20 protein-coding genes are annotated in these 20530 nt (G+C 63.0%); 12 read left to right on the plus strand and 8 right to left on the minus strand.

What is annotated here, in order from left to right; translation table 11 throughout:
* Together NKJ55_RS15770 and NKJ55_RS15775 are read right to left on the minus strand one after the other, a co-directional pair.
* Entirely contained in the window at positions 1-210 is a 210-nt protein-coding gene (locus NKJ55_RS15770; protein WP_023678301.1) for a DUF2061 domain-containing protein, read from the minus strand.
* Between the two features lie 132 nt (positions 211-342).
* The gene (locus NKJ55_RS15775; protein ID WP_352450717.1) at positions 343-2007 is read right to left on the minus strand and encodes a Na/Pi cotransporter family protein; all 1665 of its coding nucleotides are present in this window, start codon (positions 2005-2007) and stop codon (positions 343-345) included.
* Between the two features lie 378 nt (positions 2008-2385).
* Between NKJ55_RS15775 and NKJ55_RS15780 the strand changes: the two genes are divergently transcribed.
* From NKJ55_RS15780 to NKJ55_RS15800, 5 genes are all read left to right on the plus strand, one after another.
* Positions 2386-2757, plus strand: coding sequence for an RcnB family protein (locus NKJ55_RS15780; protein ID WP_352450718.1), 372 nt, complete (start codon positions 2386-2388; stop codon positions 2755-2757).
* Between the two features lie 156 nt (positions 2758-2913).
* Entirely contained in the window at positions 2914-4875 is a 1962-nt protein-coding gene (gene dnaG, locus NKJ55_RS15785; RefSeq protein ID WP_352450719.1) for a DNA primase, read from the plus strand.
* 374 nt (positions 4876-5249) lie between these two features.
* Entirely contained in the window at positions 5250-7271 is a 2022-nt protein-coding gene (gene rpoD / locus NKJ55_RS15790; RefSeq protein WP_023678297.1) for an RNA polymerase sigma factor RpoD, read from the plus strand.
* 207 nt (positions 7272-7478) lie between these two features.
* Positions 7479-7772 carry a GYD domain-containing protein gene (locus NKJ55_RS15795; RefSeq protein WP_352450720.1) on the plus strand — a complete coding sequence of 98 codons (294 nt, stop codon included), beginning with the start codon at positions 7479-7481 and terminating at the stop codon, positions 7770-7772.
* 209 nt (positions 7773-7981) lie between these two features.
* Complete coding sequence (locus NKJ55_RS15800) at positions 7982-8362, plus strand: thiol-disulfide oxidoreductase DCC family protein (protein WP_352450721.1); 381 nt, start codon at positions 7982-7984, stop codon at positions 8360-8362.
* Positions 8363-8425: 63 nt separating this feature from the next.
* On the opposite strand, the gene NKJ55_RS15805 is transcribed toward NKJ55_RS15800, so the two are convergent.
* Complete coding sequence (locus NKJ55_RS15805) at positions 8426-8683, minus strand: DUF2798 domain-containing protein (protein WP_352450722.1); 258 nt, start codon at positions 8681-8683, stop codon at positions 8426-8428.
* A 271-nt stretch (positions 8684-8954) separates the two neighbouring features.
* On the opposite strand from NKJ55_RS15805, the gene NKJ55_RS15810 reads away from it, so the two are divergent.
* Both NKJ55_RS15810 and NKJ55_RS15815 read left to right on the plus strand, forming a co-directional pair.
* Positions 8955-9635: a PadR family transcriptional regulator gene (locus NKJ55_RS15810; RefSeq protein ID WP_352450723.1), complete on the plus strand. Its 681-nt coding sequence runs from the start codon at positions 8955-8957 to the stop codon at positions 9633-9635.
* Positions 9636-9748: 113 nt separating this feature from the next.
* On the plus strand, positions 9749-10039 hold the full coding sequence (locus tag NKJ55_RS15815) for an HlyU family transcriptional regulator (protein WP_023678291.1): 291 nt from the start codon (positions 9749-9751) through the stop codon (positions 10037-10039).
* An 8-nt stretch (positions 10040-10047) separates the two neighbouring features.
* On the opposite strand, the gene NKJ55_RS15820 is transcribed toward NKJ55_RS15815, so the two are convergent.
* The 3 genes from NKJ55_RS15820 to NKJ55_RS15830 all read right to left on the minus strand — a co-directional run bounded on the left by NKJ55_RS15820 (position 10048) and on the right by NKJ55_RS15830 (position 14779).
* Positions 10048-12624: a polynucleotide kinase-phosphatase gene (locus NKJ55_RS15820; RefSeq protein ID WP_352450724.1), complete on the minus strand. Its 2577-nt coding sequence runs from the start codon at positions 12622-12624 to the stop codon at positions 10048-10050.
* Complete coding sequence (locus NKJ55_RS15825; protein WP_352450725.1) at positions 12621-14003, minus strand: 3' terminal RNA ribose 2'-O-methyltransferase Hen1; 1383 nt, start codon at positions 14001-14003, stop codon at positions 12621-12623. Before NKJ55_RS15825 ends, NKJ55_RS15820 begins: the two co-directional genes overlap by 4 nt.
* A gap of 131 nt (positions 14004-14134) precedes the next feature.
* Positions 14135-14779 (minus strand): FMN-dependent NADH-azoreductase, encoded by a 645-nt coding sequence (locus NKJ55_RS15830; RefSeq protein ID WP_023678288.1) that lies wholly within the window; start codon positions 14777-14779, stop codon positions 14135-14137.
* Between the two features lie 110 nt (positions 14780-14889).
* Between NKJ55_RS15830 and NKJ55_RS15835 the strand changes: the two genes are divergently transcribed.
* On the plus strand, positions 14890-15846 hold the full coding sequence (locus NKJ55_RS15835; RefSeq protein WP_352450726.1) for a LysR family transcriptional regulator: 957 nt from the start codon (positions 14890-14892) through the stop codon (positions 15844-15846).
* On the opposite strand, the gene NKJ55_RS15840 is transcribed toward NKJ55_RS15835, so the two are convergent.
* The gene (locus NKJ55_RS15840; RefSeq protein ID WP_352450727.1) at positions 15779-16405 is read right to left on the minus strand and encodes a TetR/AcrR family transcriptional regulator; all 627 of its coding nucleotides are present in this window, start codon (positions 16403-16405) and stop codon (positions 15779-15781) included. The two genes, NKJ55_RS15835 and NKJ55_RS15840, sit on opposite strands and share 68 nt — an antisense overlap.
* Positions 16406-16471: 66 nt before the next feature.
* Here NKJ55_RS15840 and NKJ55_RS15845 point away from each other — a divergent pair, with 66 nt between their 5' ends.
* On the plus strand, positions 16472-16897 hold the full coding sequence (locus NKJ55_RS15845) for a VOC family protein (protein WP_352450728.1): 426 nt from the start codon (positions 16472-16474) through the stop codon (positions 16895-16897).
* Here the strand turns inward: NKJ55_RS15845 and NKJ55_RS15850 are convergent.
* Positions 16894-17844, minus strand: a complete 951-nt coding sequence (locus NKJ55_RS15850) for a S1C family serine protease (protein ID WP_023678284.1) — start codon at positions 17842-17844, stop codon at positions 16894-16896. The two genes, NKJ55_RS15845 and NKJ55_RS15850, sit on opposite strands and share 4 nt — an antisense overlap.
* A gap of 170 nt (positions 17845-18014) precedes the next feature.
* Here NKJ55_RS15850 and NKJ55_RS15855 point away from each other — a divergent pair, with 170 nt between their 5' ends.
* The 3 genes from NKJ55_RS15855 (at position 18015) to NKJ55_RS15865 (ending at position 20503) form a co-directional block, all read left to right on the plus strand.
* The gene (locus NKJ55_RS15855; RefSeq protein WP_023678283.1) at positions 18015-18884 is read left to right on the plus strand and encodes a S1C family serine protease; all 870 of its coding nucleotides are present in this window, start codon (positions 18015-18017) and stop codon (positions 18882-18884) included.
* A gap of 7 nt (positions 18885-18891) precedes the next feature.
* Positions 18892-19527: a helix-turn-helix transcriptional regulator gene (locus NKJ55_RS15860; RefSeq protein WP_352450729.1), complete on the plus strand. Its 636-nt coding sequence runs from the start codon at positions 18892-18894 to the stop codon at positions 19525-19527.
* Between the two features lie 109 nt (positions 19528-19636).
* Positions 19637-20503 (plus strand): SDR family oxidoreductase, encoded by an 867-nt coding sequence (locus tag NKJ55_RS15865; protein ID WP_352450797.1) that lies wholly within the window; start codon positions 19637-19639, stop codon positions 20501-20503.
* The last annotated feature ends 27 nt before the right edge of the window (positions 20504-20530 follow it).

A 20530-nucleotide genomic window follows, 5' to 3' on the forward strand; every position in this document is an offset into this window, starting at 1 on the left:
CTAGGCGGCTGCCTTCCTTCCATAAGGAATTTTCAGCCACGCTCGCTCGTGAAGATAGTAGAGCAGCGACTTGGTGACGACCTCGGTCAGGCCGATGGCCGCGGCGAGCTTGATGCTTCCGGTCACGACGAGCGAAATGATCATCGTGTCGATGGTGCCGGTGACGCGCCAGGAAAGCGCTTTGGCGAAGCTGCGGGAATGGGTGTCCATCGACTTTCCTTCCGGTAGATGCGGCGATCTTTAGCCGACAGACAGGAGGTGGCGCAAAGATAATTTTTTGCGCATTGGCCAACAGCAATTTTCTAGGCGATGTTCTGAAGCTACCCGGCCTGTGGTTGCAATCTATCCGGCCTTCAGCCGCGAACCGGTGAGCAGGCCGCGCTCTTCAAGTACGGGATAGGCCATCGAGGCGAGCAGCGAGTTGATCTGCTTGAGGTCGCGAATGGTGTCGAGATGGATCGAACTGGTCTCGACGCTCTTGGGGGTGCCGTCGCGCAGCCGCACGAAATGGCTCTGGCTGGTTTCCTTCTCGCGGTCGCGCAGCCGGTCCTTTTCCAGCACCAACTGGCGAGCGGTCTCCGGATCGCGGGACACCAGCACGTTGAAGGCAAGCCTGGCATTGGCAAGCACCAAGGCATGGAAGGCGCAAAGCTCGCGCCAGCCTTCCGGCGTGAACTCCAGCCCACGCTCGAATTTCTTCTTCACGTGGACCAGCATATTGCGCACGATGATGTCGCCGACCTGCTCCAGCTTGACGCAGGCGCCGATCAGCTCCTGGCAACGCAGCGCCTCGTCCTCGCTCAACGGGTTCTTGGTGACCCTGGCCAGATAGAGCTTGATCGCAGCGTGCTTCCTGTCGACACGGTCGTCGAGTGCGGCCAGCGCGCCGATCTTGTCGTCATCGGCGCTCTCATAGAGCTCGATGATCCGTTTCAGCATGATCTCGACCGTTTCGCAGACCCGCACCACCTCGCGGGTGGCGTTGGCCATTGCCTGGCTCGGCACATCAAGCGCACTTTCGTTGAGCGCCGAAAGCTCGACGACGTCGAGCGCGTTGGCGGCCTGGGGCTTGGTGCCCAACGCCACGATCCTTTCCGAGGCGCGATAGACCAGGCTCGCCAGCGGTAGGCCGGCGATCAGGATCAGGATGTTGAAGACAATGTGGGCATTGACGATCTGCTCGGGCACCGTGCTGCCCAAGAAGGCGACCGGCGGTTTGAACGTCAGGAACAGGATCAGCATGATCAGCGAACCCATGCCGCGCATCAGGAGATTGCCGATCGGCACGATACGAACGCCGGGCTCTGCGTTGCGGGTTAGAAGCGGCGCGATGATCGAAGAGCCGAGATTGACACCGAGCACCAGCACGATGCCGAGTTCGGGCGGGATGAAGCCGCGGCCGGCCAGCGTCACCATCAGCAGCACCGCGGCGATCGAGGAATGGAACAGCCAGGTGACCAACGCCGCCAGAAGATAGGCGGTGACCGGATCGCCGGAGAAGTAATCGACGATGAGCGGCATCAGCGTGCTCTGGCGCAGTGGCTCCGACGCCTGGCCGATCATCTCCAGCGACAGAAGCAGCAGGCCGATGCCGACCAGGATGCGGCCGAACTGGCGCCAGTCGCGCCGCTCGGTGGCCATGAACATGACGGTGCCGGCGACCAAGCAGATCGGCACCAGCAGCGACAGATCGAAGGTGAGCAGCTTGACCACCAGTGCCGAGCCGATCTCGGCGCCGCGCACCGCAAGCTGGCCCGACATGCCGCTGACAATACCGGAGCCGGCGAATGAGCCGACCAGCAAGGTGACGGCGGTCGAGCTTTGCAGCGCGACAGCCAGGCCGCAGCCGGCCAGAACCGCCATGAACGGATTGCGCATTGTGGCGCGCAGTTTGTGGCGCAGCACATCGCCATAGGCGCGCTCGACGCCGGTCTTCACCAAACGGGTGGCAAACAGCATCAATGCGACCGCACCGGCAAGGTGCAGCAAAACGACAGAGCCACTCATGCCCGACCCCGCAACCCAACAGATGCCAGCGACGCGGGCGCCGTGACGTCAAGGGTGCAAAAGTGGGCGCGAATCGTGGACATTGCAGACGTTGATATTACTCCGATTTATTTTAGCCGAATAATAAATTTTGCCCGGTTCCGACGCCTGTTGGCACGCGACGGAGCGTGTCGGAAATGGATGGCTGACAAAATGGTTGCATAGACTGCGGAGTTGCGGCGGGTCATGCGTCCATTCCCGGACGCCCGCTTTAAAGGTAACGCTGAATTAGTCGTTCTAAACGTAGGAAATCATTACGAAAACGTAATCTCGGTGTTCAGTTTCGGTTCATCCTCCCGGCTCTATTCCGTAGGCATCGACAACCAAGGAGTACCCGCCATGAAACGTATCGTTCTTTCCGCCATTGCCTTCTCGATGCTGGCTGCAACCACCTGGCAGGGCCAGACTGCACCTCTGAACACACCAAACGCGTCGCAGTCGAACTACAGCCAGGTCGACTGGCAAAGGCCCGGCAGGCATGTCGACGTGAACAAGCGCGTCGTAGTGAAGAAAAAGATCGTCGTGAAGCGCAGCCATTGGCGCAACGGCCAGAGATATTCCAGCTGGAAGCGTCACCAGCCGATCCGCGACTATCGCCACTATGGCCTGCGCCGTCCGGGTCCCGGGCAGGAATGGATCCGGGTCGGCAACGACTATCTGCTGGTCAGCGTTCTCTCCGGCCTGATCTTCGGCGCCATCGCCGCGCAGTGAGCCCGGAACGGCTGACCGCGCTGCGTCGGTTTAGATCGAGAAGGCGGCCCGCGGGCCGCCTTCTCTTTTTGGCCTGTGAAAACCGGGTATGATCGCCATTAGGAGTCGTCGGGCTTCGACCGTGTGATTATATGGAGGCTAAACGAGCTGTCCCCCATGCGCTTTCCGCCTGCTTTCCTCGACGAGATCCGCGACCGCGTGCCGATTTCTTCGGTGATCGGCCAGCGCGTCGCGTGGGACAGGAAGAAGACTAACGCGCCGCGCGGCGACTATTGGGCGTGCTGTCCCTTCCATGGCGAGAAGAGCCCGTCCTTCCACTGCGAGGACAAGAAGGGCCGCTACCATTGCTTCGGCTGCTCGGTTTCGGGCGACCATTTCAAGTTCCTGACCGAACTTGACGGGATGAGCTTTCCTGAAGCGGTCGAGAAGATCGCCGACATGGCCGGCGTGCCGATGCCGGTTCGCGATGCCCAGGAGGAGCGGCGCGAAAAGGAACGCGCCAGCCTGACTGACGTCATGGAGATGGCGACGGCGTTCTTCCAGGAACGGCTGCAGGGACCGGAAGGGGCAAAGGCCCGCGCCTATCTGCGCGACCGAGGGCTGACACCGGCGACGCAGCAGTCTTTCCGCCTCGGCTATGCCCCCGACAGCCGCAATGCGCTGAAGGAGCATCTTGCCGCCAGGGGTGTCCCCAAGGCCGACATCGAGGCGTGCGGGCTGGTGCGCCATGGCGACGACGTCCCGGTTTCCTACGATTGGTTCCGCGACCGCGTCATGTTCCCGATCCCGGATTCCAGGGGCAAGATCATCGCCTTCGGAGGGCGGGCACTGGCGCCGGATGCGCTGGCCAAATATATGAACTCGCCCGATACGGAGCTCTTCCACAAGGGCAACGTGCTCTACAATTTCGCCCGTGCGCGGCAAGCACTGGGAAAGGGGACGCTGGCCAAGGCCGGCACCGTCATTGCCGTCGAAGGCTACATGGATGTGATCGCGCTGGCGCAGGCCGGCTTCGAAAACGTGGTGGCGCCGCTCGGCACCGCGTTGACTGAAAACCAGCTCGAACTTCTATGGCGCATGGCTGGCGAGCCGGTGCTGTGCTTCGACGGCGACCAGGCCGGGTTGAAGGCAGCGTGGCGCGCCGCCGACATGGCGCTGCCGGCGGTCCAGGCAGGCCGCTCCGTGCGCTTCGCCCTGCTGCCGGAGGGCAAGGATCCCGACGATCTGGTCAAGGGTGACGGGCCGGATGCGTTCCGCGCCGTGCTTTCCGAGGCACGGCCGCTGGCCGACCTCTTGTGGATGCGCGAGACCGCCGGCGGCATCTTCGACACGCCGGAACGGCGGGCGGAGCTCGAAAAGACGCTACGCGAACTGACCAGCCGCATCCGCGACGAGAGCCTTCGCTATCACTACCAACAGGAAATGCGCGAGCGCGTGCAGAGCTTCTTCGGTGCCCAGCGCGGACGCCAGGGACGTCAGGACGGACGGCCAGGTGAGCGCTTCCCGGGCAGGGTCTCAGCACCCGGCGGACAGTTTGCACGTGGCGGCAATGCCGGTGGGCGCACCGCGATCACCGAAAGCCTCGGCCGCTCGGCGCTGGTCAAACGCGGCGGCGAGGGCATGTCGGTGCGCGAGGCGACGATCATTGCGGCCCTCGTCAACCATCCCGTGCTGATCGACGAGAATTTCGCCCATGTCGAGTTCCTCGATCTCGCCAATTCCGATCTGAAGCGGCTGCATGCGGCCATCCTCGACGCCATGGCGCACGATATGGCCAACAACCGCGAGGCTGTAATCGCGACGATCGAGCGGGCCGGCTGCGGTGAGATCTGGCAGCGCGCGGTGGCGCTGATCAAACGTGCGCGGCAATGGCCGGCGCTGGAAACGGCAGCACTCGACGATGCTCGCGATGCGTTCAGCCAAGCTCTCCACTTGCAGCGCAGCGCGCGCACCTTACATAAGGAGCTGAAGCAGGCGGAAGCAGCGCTCGCCAGCGATCCCACGGACGAAAATTACCGGCACCTGGTCGAAATCCAGGCGCAATTTCGCGATGTGCAGGCAACGGAAGCGCTGATCGAAGGGTTTGGCGTATCGTCGGGCAGAGCTGGGCGCGTTTAGATCGAAGCCTCCAGAAGACTGAAATGTAAGGACGTGCTTGCGCGTTGAATCAAGCGTGCGGTGCTCTAAGTCGGGTAATTGATTCGCTTTTTTCATGCGAATCATGCGAGAGGCGCTTGACCTTCCGGCAGAATGGCGGAATCAGGTCGATTCGAAACGTTAACCCGCCCCGGCATCGACGGGAATGCAGCGATGTAAGGTACTGATCACTGGACAGGCAGTCAGCTTGCCACAGATATCAGGGTTAATCTGGACTTAACGAGAGATGCAGTTACTGGCCCGGTAAAGCGCGTTCTGGAAGGAGCGCATCCAATTTGACCGGACCGGCAGCTTACGCGGCTTTGATACTCAGCCGCTTGGAGAAAATAAAGACTATGGCGACAAAAGAAAAGGAAGAAGTCGAGACCGAACGCGAGGCCGCGACCGATGGCCCTCTGCTCGACCTTTCCGACGATGCTGTCAAGAAGATGATCAAGGCCGCCAAGAAGCGCGGTTATGTCACCATGGACGAGCTGAATTCGGTGCTGCCCTCGGAGGAAGTGACCTCCGAGCAGATCGAGGACACGATGGCCATGCTTTCCGACATGGGCATCAACGTGGTCGAGGACGACGAGCAGGGCGAGGAGCCCGAAGCCGCCGATACCGCCGCTGACGCCGAGGAAGACGCCAACGAGCTGGCCGAGCAGACCGGCACTGCCGTCGCCGCCACCACGACCAAGAAAGAGCCGACCGACCGAACCGACGATCCGGTCCGCATGTATCTGCGCGAGATGGGCTCAGTCGAGCTTCTGTCGCGCGAGGGCGAAATCGCGATCGCCAAGCGCATCGAGGCCGGCCGCGAGACGATGATCGCGGGCCTTTGCGAAAGCCCGCTGACTTTCCAGGCCATCATCATCTGGCGTGACGAGCTCAACGAATCGAAGATCCTGCTGCGCGAGATCATCGACCTCGAGGCGACCTATGCCGGGCCGGAGGCCAAGCAGGCGCCGGTTGTCGAGCGTATCGAGGAAGCCAAGACCGAGGAAAAGTCGCGCCGTTCGCGCGAGGACGAGGACGACATCACCAATGTCGGCGGCGACACCCGTGGCCTGGTGGACGACGACGAGGAAGACGATGACGAGGCGAGCCTGTCGCTGGCGGCCATGGAAGCGGAACTGCGCCCGCAGGTGATGGAGACGCTCGACGTCATTGCCGACACCTACAAGAAACTGCGCAAGCTGCAGGACCAGCAGGTCGAGAACCGGCTGGCTGCCGCGGGCACGCTGTCGCCCAGCCAGGACCGCCGGCTGAAGGAATTGAAGGACCAGCTGATCAAGGCGGTGAAGTCGCTGTCCTTGAACACGGCGCGCATCGAGGCGCTGGTCGAGCAGCTCTACGACATCAACAAGCGCCTGGTGCAGAACGAAGGCAAGCTGCTCAGGCTGGCCGAAAGCTATGGCGTGCGCCGCGAGGAATTCCTCAAGGAATATCAGGGCTCGGAGCTCGATCCGAACTGGACGCGCTCGATCGGCAATTTGACTTCGCGCGGCTGGAAGGAATTCACCAAGAACGAGAAGGACGCCATCCGCGACCTGCGCGCCGAGATCCAGAACCTCGCCACCGAGACGGCGATTTCGATCCAGGAATTCCGCAAGATCGTCAACCAGGTGCAGAAGGGCGAGCGCGAAGCCGCGATCGCCAAGAAGGAAATGGTCGAGGCCAATCTGCGCCTCGTCATCTCCATCGCCAAGAAATACACCAATCGCGGCCTGCAGTTCCTCGACCTGATCCAGGAAGGCAATATCGGCCTGATGAAGGCGGTCGACAAATTCGAATACCGCCGCGGCTACAAGTTCTCGACCTACGCGACATGGTGGATCCGGCAGGCGATCACCCGTTCGATCGCCGACCAGGCGCGCACCATCCGCATTCCGGTGCACATGATCGAAACGATCAACAAGATCGTGCGCACCTCGCGCCAGATGCTGCATGAGATCGGCCGTGAGCCGACGCCGGAAGAACTGGCGGAAAAGCTCGCCATGCCGCTGGAAAAAGTGCGCAAGGTGCTGAAGATCGCCAAGGAGCCGATCTCGCTCGAAACGCCGGTCGGCGACGAGGAGGATTCGCATCTTGGCGACTTCATCGAGGACAAGATGGCGATCCTGCCGATCGACGCGGCGATCCAGGCCAATTTGCGCGAGACGACGACGCGCGTATTGGCCTCGCTGACGCCGCGCGAAGAGCGCGTGCTCAGAATGCGCTTCGGCATCGGCATGAACACCGACCACACGCTTGAAGAGGTCGGCCAGCAGTTCTCGGTCACCCGCGAGCGCATCCGCCAGATCGAAGCCAAGGCGCTGCGCAAGCTCAAGCACCCGAGCCGGTCGCGCAAGCTCAGAAGCTTCCTCGACAGCTGAGGCCGGGTGACGGATAAGCAGTTTCAAGGGCGCCGGTGGCGCCCTTTTCCGTTTGGGCACAGGCGATCACGATTGAACGCGCCGCTCTTGCGTGTCGTGCCCTACGAGAGGATAATTCCGCGACGGACGCATTCTCTGGGCGACAAACCCGGATGCCCGCCCCGGCAGTTGGACGCCGTGCTCCGTGGCACCGGAGGGAGGTGTGGCATGACAACTTACATCGTGCTGATCAACTGGACGGAGCAAGGCGCCAAAAACGTGCGCGAATCGCCGAAGCGGCTCGATGCCGCCAAGAAGCTGCTGGGAGACATGGGCGGGTCCTTCAAGGCATTTTATCTCACCATGGGGGATTGCGACATGGTGGCCGTGCTCGAAGCGCCCGACGATGCCGTCCTGGCTCGTTTCTCGTTAATGCTGGCGACGGCTGGCAACGTCAGGACTCGGACGCTCAAGGCTTTCCCGGAGGATGCCTATCGCGAGATCATCACCTCGCTCGGCTGAGCCGCGGCGCCTGAAGCGCGTCGCGCTGAACGGCCTTTGCGACGCGCTTAAGCTCTTCTTTTTATGCATGTCGTTATCGTAAAACCGCTGCGTACCCTTTGGGCGACCTGGATCAGCGAAACCGGCCATTCCGCCGGTATCGTGTCACGTTGCGGCGCAACGGCATTTCTCGGATAATCCGTGCGTGTCCTCTGGTGCCGTTTCGAAAGATGAGCAAGCCTCTGCTGACCGTCTGGTATAATACGCGCTGTCCGGTCTGTGATGCCGGTATCAGCCGGCAGAAGCGGCGGCTGATCGAGGCGGTCAAGGCCGGGCGGATCGAATTTCGCGACATCAATGCCGAACCGGCGGCGCTGGCCGGATACGGCATCGGGCTGGAGGACATCCGGCGCCGGCTGCATGCGATCGACGCCGACGGCAAATTGCTGGCCGGCGCCGATGTTGCCATTGCTGTATGGCGGACGACGCCCGGCGAAGGCTGGCTCGCAACGCTGTTCGGCAATCCCGGCGCACTGCCGTTGACGCGCTATGGCTATGATCGCTTTGCCGATCTGCTCTATGCCTGGAACCGGCGCAAAGGCCGCTGGTAACGGGTATTATTCGCTCCGCACCGAAAGGTCCGGAGATTGTTTCCAGGCCTTTCGCGTGCCCTGCTATCGAGCCACGGGCTCGCAAAGCCAGCCAACGATACGGCGCACCGCCGGCAGCACCAGCAGCAGCGTCGGAAAGGCCACCAGCCAGGACAGGCCCCAAGCCGTCAGCCAAGTGGCCAGCATGTCGGGCTGGAAGCCAAGGCTTTTCAGTGTCGAGATGAACGACACGATGAACGTCATCAGCAACGACAGCACCAGCGGGCCGAGCACGGCGGCATAGCGCGCAGGCAGCTTGCTGCGGGGGGGGTTCATGGTCATTTGGATTTCCCTGAAGCATCCGGTTCGTCGCCTTGCATCCATTCGCCGGTATTGTCGACGTAACTGCCCGGAACGACCGGGGTGGATGCGTTGCTTCACAGACGCTTACGGAGCGGCCTTCGGCCCTCATGCACCCTCTAGCTGCCCTCGCTGGCGAAATCAATCCTGCTGGTGCCATTTTCAGATACATCGTAAGTAAGATATATCTTGACTCGACCGTGGCGGGCACTTAGTTGAGATATATCGTAAGACATAACTCAAGGAGCAGACAATGCACAAAGACAATCATTTCGGGCATCATCGTTTTGGCGAACACGCCGAGCGCGTTTTCATGCATATGGCCGGCAAGTTCGGTGGGCGCGGCGGCTTTGGTCCGTTCGGGCATGGCATGAGAGGCGGCGGACGCGGCGGGCCGGGCGACATGTTCCGCGCCGGGCGCATGCTGGCCGACGGCGATCTCAAGCTGATCACGCTGTCGCTGCTGGCCGAGGCGCCGCGGCACGGCTATGACATCATCAAGGCGCTGGAGGAGCGCACCAGCGGCTTCTACAGCCCGAGCCCCGGCGTGGTCTACCCGACGCTGACCTTCCTGGAAGAGGCCGGCTACGCCGTTTCTACGGCGGAAGGCAACAAGAAGGTGTTTTCAATCACCGAGACTGGGCAGGCGCACCTCAACGAAAATCGCGAGATGATCGACCACGTGCTCGAACATCTCGAGCGCTTCGGCCGCAAGATGGCGAAGGCGCGCGACTGGTTCGGCTGGAACGATGACGGCGACGGTGGCCGGCGCGGCCGCGGCCGCTCGGAAAAGCGCGACGAGTTTCGCGCCGTGCGCCACCGGCTGCGCGCCGCGCTCGGCGAAATCGTCGATGCGCCTGAAGCAAAGCAGGCCGAGGCAATCAGCATATTGGAAGCTGCCGCAGAGGCGTTGGAAGCGTTGTCGCGCGACTGACCTCTGAGTGCCAAGCCAGCTGCGGCCCTTGCCCGCTCGGCCAAGGACCGGTACTGAAAATCATCCTGCACCGCGCTATGTGGTGCAGGATGATTGCCGTTGGAGGATACCCCATGTCTTTTCTGAAGCGTCTTTTCGGCGGAGGCAACGAAGCCGCCGAGCCAAAGACAGCGGCGCCGGCAAAGCAGATCGAGCACAAGGGATTTTTGATCAGCGCCACGCCCTACAAGGCGGAGGGCCAGTACCAGACCTGCGGCGTGGTTTCGAAGGAGATCGACGGCGTGATGAAGGAGCACAAATTCATCCGCGCCGACCGCTTTGCCGGGCTTGATGACGCTGTCGACATCTCGATCAAAAAGGGCATCCAGCTGGTCGACGAGCAAGGCGAGAAGATCTTCGGATAGATCGGCTACTACAGCCTTGGGTCGATTGGCTCGCTTTCCAACGCCAGCACGGCGAAGACACACTCGTGAACCCGGCGTAGCGGCTGCTTGGCGACAAATCGCGTTAGCGCTTCGTGGCCAAGCGCGAACTCTCTGAGCGCCAGGCTGCGCTTGCCGGCCAGGCCGCGTTCTCGGAGGCGGACGAGATTGTCGGGCGCGTCATATTCGGGACCATAGATGATGCGCAAATATTCCGGGCCGCGGACCTTCAGCGCCGGCTGGATGAGCCCCTTCTTGCCACGGCTGACGAAGTCGCATGGTTTGACCACCATGCCTTCGCCGCCTGAGCCAGTCAGCGCTTCCCACCAGGCGACGGCCTCGGCACACGCGCTGCCGTCGGCCAGATCAACCATACGCCATCGAGTCGGCGTGACCACGCCGCCACGGGCAGCCAGACGGTCCGCGAGCGACATGTGCCAGACATGGTCCTGGTCAAACCAAACACGTCCCTCGCTGGCCAGCAGGTGGAAAGGCGCGGCCTTAAGGTCCTCGACGCCCGAAACTGGCCATACGTAGGGTGCCCAGGCGGTGGCGTATTTGGCTGCGCGGACGGCCCGGTCTTCAAGGCGTGCGTTCAGGCCGGCTGCATCGACGCCGCGCGCCATCGCACGGGCCAGCGCCTCGCTGCTGGCCTTGAGACCGGCGGCAGAGGATGTGGCCACAGGCGCATACTGGCTTTCGATCAGACTGCCGGCCTTGGCCGACCAAGGCATTATCTCGGCGTCCAGCAGCAGCCAGTCGCTGTTCAATTCCTTCCACAGATCCGCCGCGTCGACCTCGGTGCGAAGACGGGCGAGCAGGTCCTCCGTCATGGCAGTGTCATTGAAAAAGGAGCGTCCGGTGCGGGTCCAGATTGCGCCGGTTTCGTCGCCAGGGACCCCGAAGCGGCTGCGTGCCGCCTGCGCGTTCCGGCAGAGCGCGATCACTGCCCGCGAACCCATGTGCTTCTCCTCGCACACGATCTGCGCAACGCCGCGCTCGCGGAAGTAAGCGAAGGCATCCTCCGGACGTTCCAGCCAGCCGTCCTGGCTGCTGGTCTCGGACGGCGACATGGTCGGCGGCAGATAGATCAGCCATTGCGGCGAGAGCGCGAAGCGGCTCATCACCTCCAGTGCTGCCGACGCGTTCTCCTCGGCCACGACAATCCGGCCCCTCAGTCCGGTCTCGATCCAACGGCGACCGGAGACATCCTGATAATCGAGCACGCCGTCGGCGTCGGCCTGTGCCGATTTACCGGGACCGGACCCGCCCAGCGGACGTATCGGCTCCGACCAGGTCTCGATTGCCGACACCTCGACCAGTTCGCGTTCCGGCCAGCGCAAGGCCGTCAGCTTGCCGCCAAATACGCATCCGGTGTCGATGCACAGGGTGTTGTTGACCCATTCGGCCGATAGCGTGGGCGTATGTCCATAGATAATGGCCGTCTTGCCACGATAGGCCGCAGCCCAGTCGGCACGGACGGGCAGCCCGAACTCGTCGGTCTCGCCTGTGGTCTCGCCGTACAGAGCGAACTCGCGCACAGCGCCGGAACCGCGTCCGATCATCTCTTCCTTGAGGCCGGCATGGGCGACGGCGAGGCCTCCGCCATCGAGCCAGACATGGCTGCGCAGGCCGTCGAGAAAGGCCGGCAGCGCCTCGCGCAGGCCTCGGTCCTGTGCATTTAGCTGATCGACAGTCTGCTGGAGGCCGTGAGCGACCGTGACCTTGCGGCCTTCTAGCCAGCGGCTGAGTTTGCGTTCATGGTTGCCCTGGACACAGTAAGCCGTTCCAGCCGCGACCATGCTCATGGCAATGCGGAGTACGTTGGGCGAGTTGGGGCCGCGATCGACGAGGTCGCCGACAAAGACGATCTTGCGGCCCTCTGGTGGAACCACGGTGACCGTTCGGTCGCCCTGATGCTCAGACCAGACGATGCTGTAGCCCAATCGAGCGAGCAGGATATGAAGCTCATCCGAACAGCCGTGGATGTCGCCAATGATATCGAACGGGCCATGGTCGTCGCGCTTATCGGTCCACAGCGGCTGTCGCGACACCTCGGCCGCGTCGATGCTGGCCTCGCTGGTAAGCTTCCAGACTTGGCGGAAGCCCTCGCGTTGGAGGCCGCCAAGACCCTTGCGGATCTCGGTTGTCATGCGCTGGGCGACCCCGGCGCCGAACGGCCGGTCGGCTCGCACCGCATTGCGTGCGACGCACACCTCGACGCCTGGATCGAGGACCACGGCGACCGGCAAAGCGTGCCACTTGCGCGCCAGCTCAATCCAGGCCTTGCGGTCGGCGGCTCGCACATTGGTGGCGTCGATGACGGCCAGCCTGCGGTGTTTGAGCCGCTTGCCGGCTATTTCGCGAACCAGGTCGAAGGCATCCGCAGAGACGTCCTGGTCGGTTTCGTCGTCGGAGATCAGCGCCCGGCACTGGTCCGAGGAGATAATCTCGGTCGTCAGGAAATGCTTGGCGGCGAAAGTCGACTTGCCCGATCCGGTCGAGCCGATCAGCACGACGAGGGCGAAGTCAGGAATGGTGAGGTTGGTCTTATCGGGTTCTCTCATCGGGTGAACACCGCCATCTGTGTGGGGGCGCCGAGGGTCGGGTCCTCGGCTCCGATACCGCTGAAGGTGGCTGCATAGCCATAGATCTCGGTGATTTTGGCCGCCCAGGCTTGGAACTGAGCCCGGCTCCATTCGAAACGGTGATCGGGATGGCGAAATGCGCCAGGGACCAGTCTTGGAAACAGAGCGTTGTAGTCCGCATTCGGAGTGGTCACGATGACGGATTTGGGCGCCGTCTCACCGAAAACGATGCGTTCGACCAGGGGCAGCCTGTCCTCGTCGAGATGCTCGATGACCTCGACCAGAACGGCGACGTCGGCTGCGGCCCAACGGCTGTCCCGGTAGGTCAGCGATCCATGCAGCAGCGTGACCCGGGCCTCGGGCGGCCCGCCTAATTCGTTCAGCTTGAGACGCTTTGCGGCCCATTCCAGTTCGCGCGCCGCCGGATCCAGACCGAACAGCTTGTGGATCCATCGCTCGCGCACCAGCCTGTCGAGCAGCTTACCTTCACCGCATCCCAGATCCGCAACCGTGGTTCCTCCCGTCGCCCGAATGGCGTGGACAACTGCGTCCATGCGCAGATCGTTGAGCCGGATAGGCGTCTCAAGCGCTTCCTCGGGCGTGGCGCGCAACTCGGCAGGTCGTGCCTCGCCAGACGTCTCGGGAGCCAGCCGCTCCAGGGCGATGCGGGTCAAGGCCCTGCGATTGCCCAGATAGCGGCGCACGATCAGGTCTTTGGCCGGATGATTTTCCAGCCAGCCTTCGCCTTTGGACAGCAGCTTGTCGATCTCTGCTTCGCCGACCCAATAATGCTTGGCATCGTCCATCACCGGGATCAGCACGTAGAGGTAGTTCAACAAGGCGCTGAGCCGGCCCGTGCCGGTCAGCTTCAGATGGCCGTATCGGGGCTCGCCTGCAACACCCCCGATTCCTTCGATTGGCGTCAGATCGACTGTCCAGCCCAAGGGTTCGAACAAACTTCGAACCAGAACCTCACCGCCGCGCATTGGCAGTGGCGTAACCACGGCTTCCAGCGGCAGTTCGCTGTCGGCCAGTTCCTGGCGCTCCTTCGATATACCGGTCATCGCCGTCCGCAGCATTTTATTCAGCGCCACCGACAGGAAGGATGATGCTGCGTAAGGCCGGTCGTTCACATATTGGTCAAGCAGGCCTTCTGCCTGGCCCTTGCCCCGCACCAGTCCCACAGGATCGACATCGAGCAGGAGTGCAGCCTCGCAACGGTCTTCGGTTGCCTCGGGATAGAACAGCCACGCCTTGCCGAAAGACAGGTCGGTCTCGTGCAGGCGATCCGGATGCTTGTGCAGCAAGAAGCCGAGATCGGTGGCCGGACGGTGCGTTGTGGCAACGGAAAGGAACATCCGCGACCGATAGCGCAGACAAGCGGAATAACCAATGGCGGTTGTGTGGCCCACCACAATAGGTTGTGCCAACGACAACAAGGGCAGGCGCCGGGCGCCTGCCCTTGTACAATTCAGACGATCCTGACGCTTTACGCCGCGGTGGCGACGCGCTCGGCATTACCGGTCGCGGCCACAATGGCGTCGACCTTGGTCGAGGCCTTGGCCAGCGCTGCTGCCACCGCATCGGCGCCCATGCCGACTCCTTCGATGCGGATGACCTCGACATCGGTCATGCCGAGGAAGCCAAGCACGCTGCGCAGGTAGGGAATGGCGTGATCGAACTGCACGGCCGCACCTTCGGAATAGATGCCGCCCGAAGCCAGCACGATATAGACCTTCTTGCCGGTGACGAGGCCCTTGGGGCCGTTCTCGCCATAGGCAAAGCTCTTGCCGGAACGGGCAATGTGATCGACCCAGGACTTCAGCGTCGAGGAGATGTTGAAGTTGATGAAGCCGGTGGCGAGAATCACCGTATCGGCCGCGAACAGTTCATCCAGAACGACATCGGAAACGCCAACGACTTCAGCCTGGCGTGAGGTGCGCGCTTCGGCCGGCGTGTAGATGCCGGTCGCATAATCGGCATCGATGTGCGGCAACGGATTGGCGACGAGGTCGCGCACGACAAGCGTGTTCGACGGATCGGCGGCAACAAGCTTTTCGGCGAATTCAGTAGCAATACGGGTCGAGTGTGAGGCAGCGCCGCGCGGGCTCGATGTGACAAGAAGGATGGACATAATGGGGTCTCCAGGGTTGGATCAAAATCTCCCGGCAGATATGTGTGCGCAGACCCATTTGAAAAACTGGTATATTTTGTATATTATCCATCTAAAATGTGGATTGAACGATGCAACCGAACCCGACGCTTGACCAACTGCAGATCCTGGTTGCGGTGGCCGAGACCGGCAGCTTCTCGGCCGCCGGGCGCAAATTGAATCGCGCGCAATCGGTGATCAGCTACGCCATCGCCAACCTCGAAGCGCAGCTCGGGCTGAAGCTGTTCGAGCGCGAGGGCACGCGTGAACCGCAACTGACCGATGTCGGCAAGGCGACGCTGGAAGATGCGCGGCGCATGGTCGGCGTGCTGCAACGCATCCGCTCGCGTGTCGACGGATACCGGCAGGGATTGGAGGCGGAAGTTACGCTGTCGGTCGACGTGACGCTACCGTCGCCGGTGCTGGTTCGGGTGCTAAAGGCATTCGAGGCGCAGTTCCCGGCCGTGACGCTGCGTCTGCATATCGGCTCGCTTGGCCTTATCCTCGATCATGTTGTCGGCGGACAGGCCGATCTCGGCATCGGGGGGCTTCTGGGTGAGACGGACGTGAATCTGCTTCGCATCGGCTTCTTCTCCCTGGTGCCAGCCGCAGCGCCTGATCACCCCCTGGCGCTGCTGCCTAGACCAGTGGCGCTAGAGGATGTCCGCGAACACATCCAACTGGTCGTCTCGGACCAGTCCGAGCGTACGCGCGGGCGTGACTATGGCGTCTTCGCCTACCGCACCTGGCGGCTGACGGATGTGCGCACCAAGCACGTGCTGATGCGCGAGGGGCTGGGCTGGGGCGGGCTGCCGCGATGGCTGATTGCCGATGATCTGGCGACCGGCCGGCTCGTCGAACTCGATCTCGAGCCTTACAGCGAAGTCCGCTCGCCGCTCTATGCCATGCACCGCGCCGATCGCAGCCCGAAACCGGCGGCCGCCTGGCTGATCGACCAGTTCAAGCGCCAGCTAGGCTGTTTCAACGAGTTCGAACCGGGTGAGATACCTGAGGAGGAGCCGGAGACAGGCCGTCGATCAGCGCCATGAGAACGGCGCGATAGTCCTCGATCGATGCTCCAGTTTCGATGGCGAGCGCTGCGCGGTCGAAGGCGGCTGCGAGCACCGCGGTCAGTGCTTCCACAGGCAGTCTCGTCATGGAGTGCGAGCGCATCGCGGTAACAAGGCCTTCGCGCAGCGAACGGTTGCCATGGCGATTGTCGATCGCATCCATGGCGGCGCGGCCGAGCACGGCCGGGCCGTCAAGCAGCAAGAGCCGCGTACGGCCGGGCGCACGCATGGCAGCCAGATAGGCATCCGAGCCGGCAATCAGCGCATCGCGGGCAAATAGCGAAGGCGGCGACGCGCGTTCGATCTCTTCCGAGACGGCTTGCGCCTCCTGTTCGACCACAGCGGCAAACAACGCCTGCTTGTCGGCAAAGTGATGATAGAGCGCGCCGCGCGTGACGCCGGCAGCGGCGGCGATCTCGGGTGTGCCGGTCTCGGCATAGGACTTTTCGGTGAACAGTTTGCGAGCCGCGGCGATGAGCTCGGCGCGTGTCGCGGCGGTGCGATCACGGTTGGAGCGACGAGCGGATCCTTGTTGCATACATGCAGCCTGTATGTTAATTCCATTTACCTGCAGACTGTATGTTATTTGCCGGGAGAAGGAAAGATGAGGACGACGAGCTATTATCCGGTGCTGATGACGAGCGACGTTGCCGGCACGGCAGCCTTTTATGTTGCGCATTTCGGCTTCAAGCCGCTGTTTGAGGCCGACTGGTACGTGCATCTGCGCTCGGCCGAAGACCGTCGCGTCAACCTCGGCATCGTCCAGGGCGATCATGAGACGATCCCGGAGGAAGGGCGGGGCCGCACATCTGGCCTGCTGATCAATTTCGAGGTCAGGGATCCGGATGTCATCTATGAGCGGATCACCGCCGTTGGCCTGCCGATCCTGCGAACGCTACGCGACGAACCCTTCGGCCAGCGCCATTTCATCACCAGGGATCCCAACGGCGTGCTGATCGACGTGATCAGGCCGATCCCGCCGAGCCCAGAATTTATGGCGCAATATGCGCAGGGTGCTGCGGCGCGCTAACTCGCCCGCGCCAACGGCATCACGGTGACCTGAGTAATGCCGGAGCGGCGCACCACCGTGCACAGTGTCTCGCGGCCGATTCGCTCGGCGTCGAGCATGCGCACCAGATCGTCGACGCCGGTGACCGGGCGGCCGTCGATGGCGGCAATAATGTCGCCTTCCCTGAGGCCGGCTTTGGCCGCCGGGCTGTTCTTTTCGACGGTGCGCAGGCGCACCGCCGTGCTGCTCGATACTTGCGACAAAAGAGCTGCGCGGCGCGGCAGGTTGGTGGTGTCGGCGGAAACGCCGATGAAGGCACGGCGCACACGGCCGAAGCGGATGATTTCCGAGATGACGAAATTGGCGGTGTTGGAGGCAACCGCGAAGGCGATGCCTTGCGCACCGTGGATCATCGCGGTGTTAACGCCGATCACCTCGCCGGCCGAGGACACCAGCGGGCCGCCGGAATTGCCGGGGTTGAGCGCGGCGTCGGTCTGGATGACGTCGTCGATCAGCCGGCCGGTGGAGGCGCGCATCGAGCGGCCGAGTGCCGAGACGACGCCAGTGGTGACGGTCCATTCGAAGCCGAGCGGATTGCCGATGGCAATTGCAATCTGGCCGCGCCTCAAACGCTTGGAATCGCCAAGCGGCGCAACATCGGCAAAGTTGCCGTCGGCGCGCACCAGCGCAATGTCGGTGTCGGGATCGCGGCCGAGCACGCGGCCTTCCCTGGAGGCGCCGTCCGGCATTGACACGCGCACGCTGCGCGCATCGCCGACGACGTGGAAGTTGGTGACGACCAGCCCGTCCTGCGCGATGACGAAGCCGGAGCCATGGCCGCCCGGGCCACCGATGCGCTCGATGCGGCAGACGGCGGGCCCGATGCGGTCGACGGCATCGGCGACCGTCGCCGAATAGGCATCGAGAAGGGCATCGTCATATTGCAATTGCTGGGCGGGCAGGGCCATCCGAGGGCTCCGTTTGGAACAAGATGAACAATGCCTATATGTGCGGAGCGGCCGGACCGGCCGCGACCTGACCAGATGGCCAGTCACATGCCCAAACTAGCCGTCAGGCGAGTATCCGCCAACGTCCTGCCGGGCGATATCTGGGTCACGAAGAACCCAGGAGATAAATCATGAGCGATTTCAATCTGAGCACGTTTTCCGACGCCATTGCCGACATCGCGGCAGCCGCGGCACCAGCGACGGCCAGCTTCGCGACGCACCACCGGACGTCAACTGCTTTCCACTGGCGGGACGGCTATTTCGTCACTGCCGAGGAGGCGGTCGAGGCCGGCGAGGAGATCGAGCTGACGTTTTCTTCGGGCGAAGCCGTCAAGGCGGAACTGGTCGGCCGCGACCCGTCCACCGGCACGGCCGTTTTGAAACCGGCCGGCGCGCCGGGCGCCCCGTCACTGGTAAAGGCGGATGCGGTGCGGCCGGGCAATCTGGCGGTCGTGGCGGGCAATAGCGACGGCACCTCGCTCGCTACCTTCGGCACGGTCGGCGAGGTCGGCCCGGCCTGGCGTTCAATGCGCGGCGGCACGATCGACCGGCGCATCAACCTTGCCGTCAATGCCGGCGGCCGTTTCGAGGGTGGCCCTGTGCTCGACGCCAAGGGTGGACTGATCGGCATGCTGCTGTTCGGGCCACGCCGGCGGGCGCTGGTCATGCCTTACGAAACGATCGAGCGGGCAGTCACGACGCTGCGCGAGAAGGGCCATGTGGCGCGCGGCTATCTTGGCGCCGGCCTGCATCCGGTCCGCAATGGTGATACACAGGGCGCCATGGTGATGAGCCTCGACGATAACGGGCCGGCGAAATCAGCCGGTCTCAGTCTCGGCGACATCATCGTGTCGTGGAACGCGGAGACGGTGCATGGCCCGCGCGAGCTGATCCGCAAGCTCGGGCCGGACAGCGCCGGTGCCTTGGTCACACTCGGCGTGGTGCGCGGCGGCGAGAACCGTGAGGTTTCCCTGACCATCGGTGAAAAGCCACTGAGCTGAGGGATAGATGGTAAGCGGCGAGGTCGCTGGCAGACGGCTGACGGTGCTGATCGCGCTCGGTGACGTCGAGCGCGCGCGAAGTCTGTCCGCCGTTCTCGCCGCGACCGATGATCTGCGGCCGGTTCTGGCCGGCGAAGTCGACGGGCGTGAGGCGGCGGATGTCGCCATCGTCGATGATCATGGGCTACAAGGCGGGCTCGTCGACGCGGCTATGCCTCGCGTGCTGCTATCGTCGCGAGCGGCCCGCGAACGGCCGGCCGATACAGTGTTTGCCGTGCTGCCCGTGCAAGCGGACGAGTTGCTGATCGCCGCCGCCGCGCGGCTCGCGGCTGCGGGCTACCGGATTTCGCGCGACAGCCATGCTCTATCCGATCGGCATCACGATTTGACCTTCCATGACAGCGACCGGTTCGAAGAGGAACCGACTGACGAGCATATCGTCCGGCCGACGCTTTCGCCGCGGGAAAGCGAGGTGCTGGCGCTGCTGGCCGAGGGCGCCCCCAACAAGGTCATCGCGCGGCGGCTGAACATCTCCGTGCATACGGCGAAGTTCCATGTCGCAGCGATCCTGACGAAGCTCGGTGCCGCCAACCGCACCGATGCGATTGCCATCGCCATGCGGCAGGGCCTGGTGCTGGTCTAGCTCGTCTCAAGGCCGACGCAGCGTAACCCGCATCCGGTGTGTTGGGCCTTGCGCGGCGGTTCTCAGCCGCGCAAGGATCGTGTCTTTCATGTTGAAGGAAGGCGCAAGGATGTCGCTCAAGGGAAAGACGCTTTTCATCTCCGGCGGGTCGCGCGGCATCGGGCTGGCGATTGCGCTGCGCGCCGCGCGCGATGGCGCCAATGTGACGATCGCGGCCAAGACCGCCGAGCCGCATCCGAAGCTGCCCGGGACGATCTACACAGCGGCGCACGAGATCGAGCAGGCCGGCGGCAAGGCGCTGCCGGTGCTGTGCGACATTCGGGATGAAGAACAGGTCGCCGAAGCGGTCGCCAAGACCGTGGAGAGGTTCGGCGGCATCGATATCTGCGTCAACAACGCCAGTGCCATCCAACTCACCGGCACGCTGGAGACTGATATGAAGCGCTACGATCTGATGCACCAGATCAACACGCGCGGCACTTTTCTCGTCTCCAAAATGTGCATTCCGCACTTGAGGTTGGCGGAAAATCCTCACATCTTGAATCTGGCGCCGCCGCTCGACATGAAGGCCAAGTGGTTCAAGAACCATGTCGCCTACACGATGGCAAAGTTCGGCATGTCGATGTGCACGCTGGGCATGAGCGCCGAGTTCGCCAGGGACGGCATTGCGGTCAATTCGCTATGGCCGATCTCGACCATCGACACGGCGGCGGTGCGTAACCTCCTGGGCGGGGCGACGGTGGCGGCGATGAGCCGTTCGCCCGACATCATGGCCGATGCGGCATACGCCATCCTGGTCAGGCCGTCGCGTGAGGCGACCGGCAATTTCTACATTGACGAAGAAGTGCTGCGCGCTGAGGGCGTCAGCGATTTCTCGGCCTATGCGCCGGGTGCGACAGGCCCGCTCGCCGGCGACTTTTTTGTGCCGGACGAGGTGTTCGGCCGGTCGGATACCAAAATCAAAGGTATCTACTGACGGAAAGTATCTCGCTACAGAAGTATC

Origin of the sequence: Mesorhizobium sp. M0106 (assembly GCF_040322715.1) — a bacterium.
Lineage (GTDB): Bacteria > Pseudomonadota > Alphaproteobacteria > Rhizobiales > Rhizobiaceae > Mesorhizobium.